The sequence below is a fragment of the Dankookia rubra genome (assembly GCF_004355005.1).
Taxonomy (GTDB): Bacteria; Pseudomonadota; Alphaproteobacteria; order Acetobacterales; family Acetobacteraceae; genus Paracraurococcus; species Paracraurococcus ruber_A.
The window spans coordinates 1-5,271 of record NZ_SMSJ01000180.1; the positions used below are offsets into that span (position 1 = coordinate 1).

5 protein-coding genes are annotated in these 5,271 nt (G+C 67.6%); 3 read left to right on the plus strand and 2 right to left on the minus strand.

Going from position 1 to position 5,271, the window contains the following annotated elements; genetic code table 11:
- Positions 1-333: 333 nt before the first annotated feature.
- The 3 genes from E2C06_RS35235 to E2C06_RS35245 all read left to right on the plus strand — a co-directional run bounded on the left by E2C06_RS35235 (position 334) and on the right by E2C06_RS35245 (position 2,332).
- Positions 334-1,446, plus strand: coding sequence for a PQQ-dependent sugar dehydrogenase (locus tag E2C06_RS35235; protein WP_241671613.1), 1,113 nt, complete (start codon positions 334-336; stop codon positions 1,444-1,446).
- A gap of 171 nt (positions 1,447-1,617) precedes the next feature.
- Positions 1,618-2,034: a hypothetical protein gene (locus tag E2C06_RS35240; protein ID WP_133293206.1), complete on the plus strand. Its 417-nt coding sequence runs from the start codon at positions 1,618-1,620 to the stop codon at positions 2,032-2,034.
- Positions 2,018-2,332 (plus strand): hypothetical protein, encoded by a 315-nt coding sequence (locus E2C06_RS35245; RefSeq protein ID WP_133293207.1) that lies wholly within the window; start codon positions 2,018-2,020, stop codon positions 2,330-2,332. Before E2C06_RS35240 ends, E2C06_RS35245 begins: the two co-directional genes overlap by 17 nt.
- A gap of 74 nt (positions 2,333-2,406) precedes the next feature.
- On the opposite strand, the gene E2C06_RS35250 is transcribed toward E2C06_RS35245, so the two are convergent.
- Positions 2,407-2,730, minus strand: a complete 324-nt coding sequence (locus E2C06_RS35250) for a hypothetical protein (RefSeq protein ID WP_133293208.1) — start codon at positions 2,728-2,730, stop codon at positions 2,407-2,409.
- Between the two features lie 435 nt (positions 2,731-3,165).
- A complete protein-coding gene (locus E2C06_RS35255) occupies positions 3,166-4,653 on the minus strand; it encodes a deoxyribodipyrimidine photo-lyase (protein ID WP_133293209.1) in 1,488 nt (495 codons plus the stop codon).
- Positions 4,654-5,271 lie beyond the last annotated feature (618 nt).

Genomic DNA, 5,271 nt, shown 5'->3' on the forward strand with positions numbered 1-5,271 from the left:
CGCCACCCGCTACGAGAAAACCGCGTGTTCCTTCATGGGCGTGCTCTGCATGGCCGCCACGATAGACTGGATCAAGTAGACACACAGAACTTAAGGCCTGACAGGCCCTAGGATGGGCGTGCCACAATCGCGGTCGGCCGGGTTTGCGGCGCGCTGCTGCTGGGCGGCACGCTCCCCCGGCTACAAGGGGGCGGGCAGCGGCAGGAGATGCCAAAGCACTTCCGCTTACTTTCAAGCAGCGAGATGCATCTCGCTGTACCAGAAGCGGTTTAGGTTGTGACAGTGACTTGACGATCAGCGTGGTGGCGTATGCGTAAGCGGCTTGTCTTGGCGGTGGTCGGCACCGCTCTCCTTGTCTCGTCCTTCAAGGCGTGGGGCTTCGACGGTGACCCGGTTCGATCCGACCGGGCCGTCTTCCACGTCACCACCTTCGCAACTGGCCTTGAACACCCTTGGGGGGCGGCCTTCCTGCCAGATGGTCGCCTGCTCGTCACTGAGCGGCCCGGACGTATGCGTGTCGTGGACCGAGATGGGCGCGTCTCAGCCCCGCTCGGCGGCGTGCCTCCGACGGAGTTGGGCGGCTGGGAAGGCGGCCTTCTCGATGTCGCCCCAGCGCCCGATTTTGCCGCCACGCGCGAAATCTATTTCTGCCACACCACGCTCGTGCCAAGCGGCGCACTCACCCGGTTGGCCCGCGCTCGCCTGTCGTCTGACGCGACGGCGCTGGAGGGTGCAACGCCGATCCTAGATGTGGCGCCCGCGCAGAAGGGGCATCGAAGCCATTTTGGCTGCCGTATTGTCTTCGGCCCCCGAGACGGCAAGGTCTATCTCTCAACCGGTGACGGCCTGACCGACCCGAGACGCGCACAGCGCCTTGATGATCTTGCGGGCAAGGTGCTGCGGCTTGAGCGGGACGGGAGGCCAGCGGCTGGCAATCCTTTCCTCAACCACCCGGGCGCCCGGCCCGAAATCTGGTCCTACGGCCATCGCAACCCACAAGGCCTTGCCTTCAATCCTTGGACCGGCAGCCTGTGGGAGGCGGAGTTGGGGCCCCGCGGCGGCGACGAGGTTAACGTCATCCGCGCCGGCGGCAACTACGGCTGGCCACTGGTGACGCACGGCCTGGACCTCGATGGCTCAATCATCTCCGACCTGCGTTCGGCGCCGGGCATGGAGGACCCGCTCAAGGTCTGGACGCCTGTCATCAGCCCCTCCGGCATTGCATTCTACGATGGCGATGTCTTCCCAGGGTGGCGCGGCAGCTTGTTCCTGGCGGCGCTGACCATGCCGGGCTTGGTTCGACTCTCCCTTGACGGCGATCGTGTGACAGGCGAGGAGCGGTTGCTACCGAACGAGGTACGTATGCGTCATGTGATTCAGGGCTTGGACGGCCGGCTCTACATCCTGACTGACGAGACGGAGGGGCGCATCCTGCGGCTGAGGTGATCAGACAATGTAGCAGCCCTGACCACGCCGGAGATCAAGCGCCTACTCGCTACCTGCCGCCCCGAGTAACAAGCGTTCGGCGGTGACCCGGCGGTGTGGGTCGTCACACGGTGATGCGGGCCAACAGCCGTGTGACTACCGGAACAGCTACTCGCCCTTTTTTATTCCAGCATGAGCCTGTCCCCCGACCGACCGCCGGAGCTCACGCCCGAGGAGCAACGCATCCGCCATGCCGAGCCCGTCAACCCATCGCCGGAGGACTGGCCGGCGCTGTACGCGGCCGGCTCGAGCCTCGCGCGGATCGCCGGCCTCACCGGGTATCCAGTGCTGACAATACGGCAGGAGTTGCAGGCGCGCGGCGTGACGGTGAGGCCGCCAGGCACGCGCTGCGGGTCACGTTTGGGGTTGTCGCGCTGGCATGAGATTGCGGCGGCGATGCGGGCGCGCGGGTACTGCTACGCGGCGATTGGGCGCGAGCTGGGCCAAACGCCACAAGCGGTGCGGAGTGCACTGGTGCGGCGGGCTAAGCTGGCCGACTACGCGCTGCTCCAGCCTAGTACACCTTGCCCGCATGAACCTGCCCCCTGACCAGCCGCCGCCTGCCAAGCTCAAGCTCACGCCCGAGGAGCGCCGCGCCCGGCAGGCCGACCGGCTGACCACAATCCGCTTGCGGATGGCGATCGGCCACGAACTGAATGCGCGCAGCATCACCACGCCGGCCGCGATCGGCGAGGCGCTCGGCATGCCGGCGGCTGAGGCGACCAGCCTGTTGACCCGGCGGCAGTGGCGCGAGGGTGACGTGGCGCGGCTCAAGGCTGCAGCGGCACGGCTGGGGCTGCAGGTGCCGCCTATGGCTGGGGTCGAAGTGCACCTGCGCCCCGACTAAACCCGCTACGAGTGGAAGCCGGCGGGGCCGCTTCCCTCGGCTAGCCCGAGCAGAGCCTGGATTGCCGCGGCGGCCTAGTGCCGCAACTTCGCCACTGAAGGCGGCTCTGGGCCGCCACGTTCATTATCTTCCGCGCGCGTGAGGATGGTCTTAATGCGGTAATCCGACACATAGGGAACGACCGGCACCTCTTCCTGAAAGGTCAGCTTACCGCGCCGCTCGATCTCATTCAGGAGCACGTCGGTTGCGTGCTGCATGATGGTGATGAGTTGCAGAAGCCGATCGAGCGAGAGATTTGCCGTATTACCGTCAAGAAGCTCTGCCGTCTCCGCGATTAGGTCCTCCCTGGATACCTTTGACATACCGCCCTTCCCCGCCTGCGATGCGGCGAGCTTCAAGGCGGCTCCTGCTCGATCAGTTCCCAGACCTCGCGCTCGGCGGTAACTGTCGGTCACAGCCTTTCGGCCCGCAGCCGCTGCGGCGGCCGGCGAGTGTCCGTCGTGCTCCAGCCCGACACCCGCCCGCCTGCGGTGCAGGAGAGCGAGGGGCTGCGACCGGAAACGCGGGCCGAGATACCCGAGTAGGCGGGTGGGGAGCGGGGGAGGCAGCCGGGCGACTGCCGCTAGGAGCAGAAGCGGAGGTTCCGTTTCCTAGCCCGCCCCGCCCGGAGAGGATGCCGCAGGCCTCTCGACCTCAGATATGCACGGCAAGGCGAGGACCGATCACCACGGGCGGCACCTAACACGCGTTCTTTGCACTTACCGCGTGTTAGGAGAGGGCTGCCACAATCGCGGCCGGCCGCGGGTTTGCGGTGCGCGGAGCGCGATCGCCGATCAGATCGGCAGCTTCTCGCTCACGTACGGATCCTCCGGTAGATGCTCCGGCACAATCAGCCGGGGCACGGGCCGCGCAGCGGCCTTTGACAGCCATTCGGGCCCGCCCGGACGCTCGCGGATCGAACGGTCGGTGCGGGTCTGCACCAGGCCGTAGATCGGGTTATCCCGGTAGCCCGGAGCGGCGTCCCCGAAGGCCCAGGCCAGGTTGCCGTAGGTCGAGGGGTCGCGCCCGTCGAGGCTCAGCCGGTCGTTGAGGTAACAGGCCGTCGCCCAGCCAATGTGCGGGTCGGGTGTCATCGCAATGATGCGCTTGGCCCAGTACATACGCAGGTTGTTGTGCATCCAGCCGTCGACCAGATACTGCTTCTGGCAGGCATTCCACGTTTCGTCGCGCGTCTCGCCGTGGACTAGCGCACCCAGTGTCTCGAGTTCGGGCCGGGGGTCGGCGGCGTGGCGCTCCAGTTGCCCCCGCGCCCAGTTCGGCACGCGCACGTAGCTCTCCGGCACGCGCATGGCGCGCGCCTTATAGTGGAACCACTCGCGCCAAGTGAGCAGCTCGTCGGCGAACTTCTGCTGGCTGCCCTCGGCAACGTCGCTCGCCTTAATTGCGGCCATGACCTCGCGCGGGCCGACCACGCCGAAGTGGAGGTAAGGCGAGAGCGTGCTCGCCCCCTCCGGCCGCGAGGCGTTGTTGCGCGCCTCGGCGTAGGCCGGCAGCACTTCGCGCGTCAGGCGGCCGAGCCGGACCAGCACCTCGTCGCGCGAGCCCGGCAGCATGGCGCTGGGCGCCAGCGCGTGGTCGATAGCGAGCGAGGCGAGCAGCCCGTCGAGTGCCGCGTCCGATAGCCCGCCCAGCCGGTCGGGCTTGTAGGCGAGTGGGCCGTCGTAGGGGCCGACCGCGGGCTCCTCGTCGGACCAGAACCACCAGAGCTCGCGCGCCTTCTCGTGCCGGCGGCGGAAGGCAGAGGTAGTGCCGACGCCCTGGTCGAGGGCCGCGGGTGGGACGAGGCAGGCGGCGTTGACGGCGAACACGGCCGCACCGGTCTTAGCCGCCACGCGCTCGGCCTGCCACTGCGCGACGAAAGCGGGCTGGTCTTCCAGCATCAAGGCCGCCGCGTCGACCGCCAGGCGGTACACCAGCCCCTTCTCTCGCTTTTCCGCCCGGTCAACATACTGCACGCAGGCGAGCCCGCGCTGCCCGCACCCGATGGCGAGATCGCGGCTCGCGCCCAGGATGAAGCGGTGCAGCCGGTCCGAGGCGAACGGATAGTCCTCGCGCAGGCCGTGGTAGACGAGCACCGGCAGTCCGAGCTCGTTGCCGAGCCGCACCGCGGCGTCGATCACGGGGTTGTCGCGCGCCCGCAGAGCCTGCTGCAGCCAGCAGAGCACGTATCGGCCCCCGCTGCCGATGGGGCCCTCGTTCAGCCGGCGCACGCGGGGATGTTCGGGCCAGTTCGCCAACGATGCGGGGAGAAAGGAGGTCATCGCAGGCCCAACACCCGGGCGCGCGCGGACGTTGCGGGACAAAGGACGCGACACACCGCTGTTCGTCGGGCGTCGCGGTCGCACCTTCGTCCTCGGCCCTTGGCGAGCAGCCGCAGACGAGCCGGAGGGCTAAGCGAACGTCCGCTTCGGAGCACCGGGATGGCTCCTTGAAATGATTGGAATGGGCGCGGAGCGGACATTGACACGGCGAAGCGTTTGCAGCGGCTCACCGCCTACCTTGTCGTAATCCAAGGTACCGCGGGCTGACTGGCTACTGCGTCAAGACAATCGGGGCGCGATGTCACCAGGGTGGCGCGCTCACACGCGCTCTTCGCGCTTCCCGCGTGTTAGGTGAGGACTGCCACAATCGCGGTCGGCTGCGGGGTCCCGCCTCTTTCCTCAGTTCAGCAGAGGCGCAGCCATGCTCGAACACCTTCGGCAGGGTCCTGGGGAGCCGTTCGCATCAGCGAGGGATGACGTGCCCCGGGCCTGCACCGCGTCCCGCCACTAAGCGGCCGTCGTACTCCCAATCGCGCAAAGCTCCACGAGCACTCAACGGTAGGTGTCGCGCAATCGTGCGCCCATCGTTTGCAGCGGTAAGCGGAGGTGACGGGTTGT

Coding starts and splice junctions, on each gene's coding strand:
- E2C06_RS35240 (WP_133293206.1), top strand. CDS start 1,618: ATGAGCCTGTCCCCCGACCGACCGCCGGAGCTCACGCCCGAGGAGCAA.
- E2C06_RS35245 (WP_133293207.1), top strand. CDS start 2,018: ATGAACCTGCCCCCTGACCAGCCGCCGCCTGCCAAGCTCAAGCTCACG.
- E2C06_RS35255 (WP_133293209.1), bottom strand. CDS start 4,653: ATGACCTCCTTTCTCCCCGCATCGTTGGCGAACTGGCCCGAACATCCC.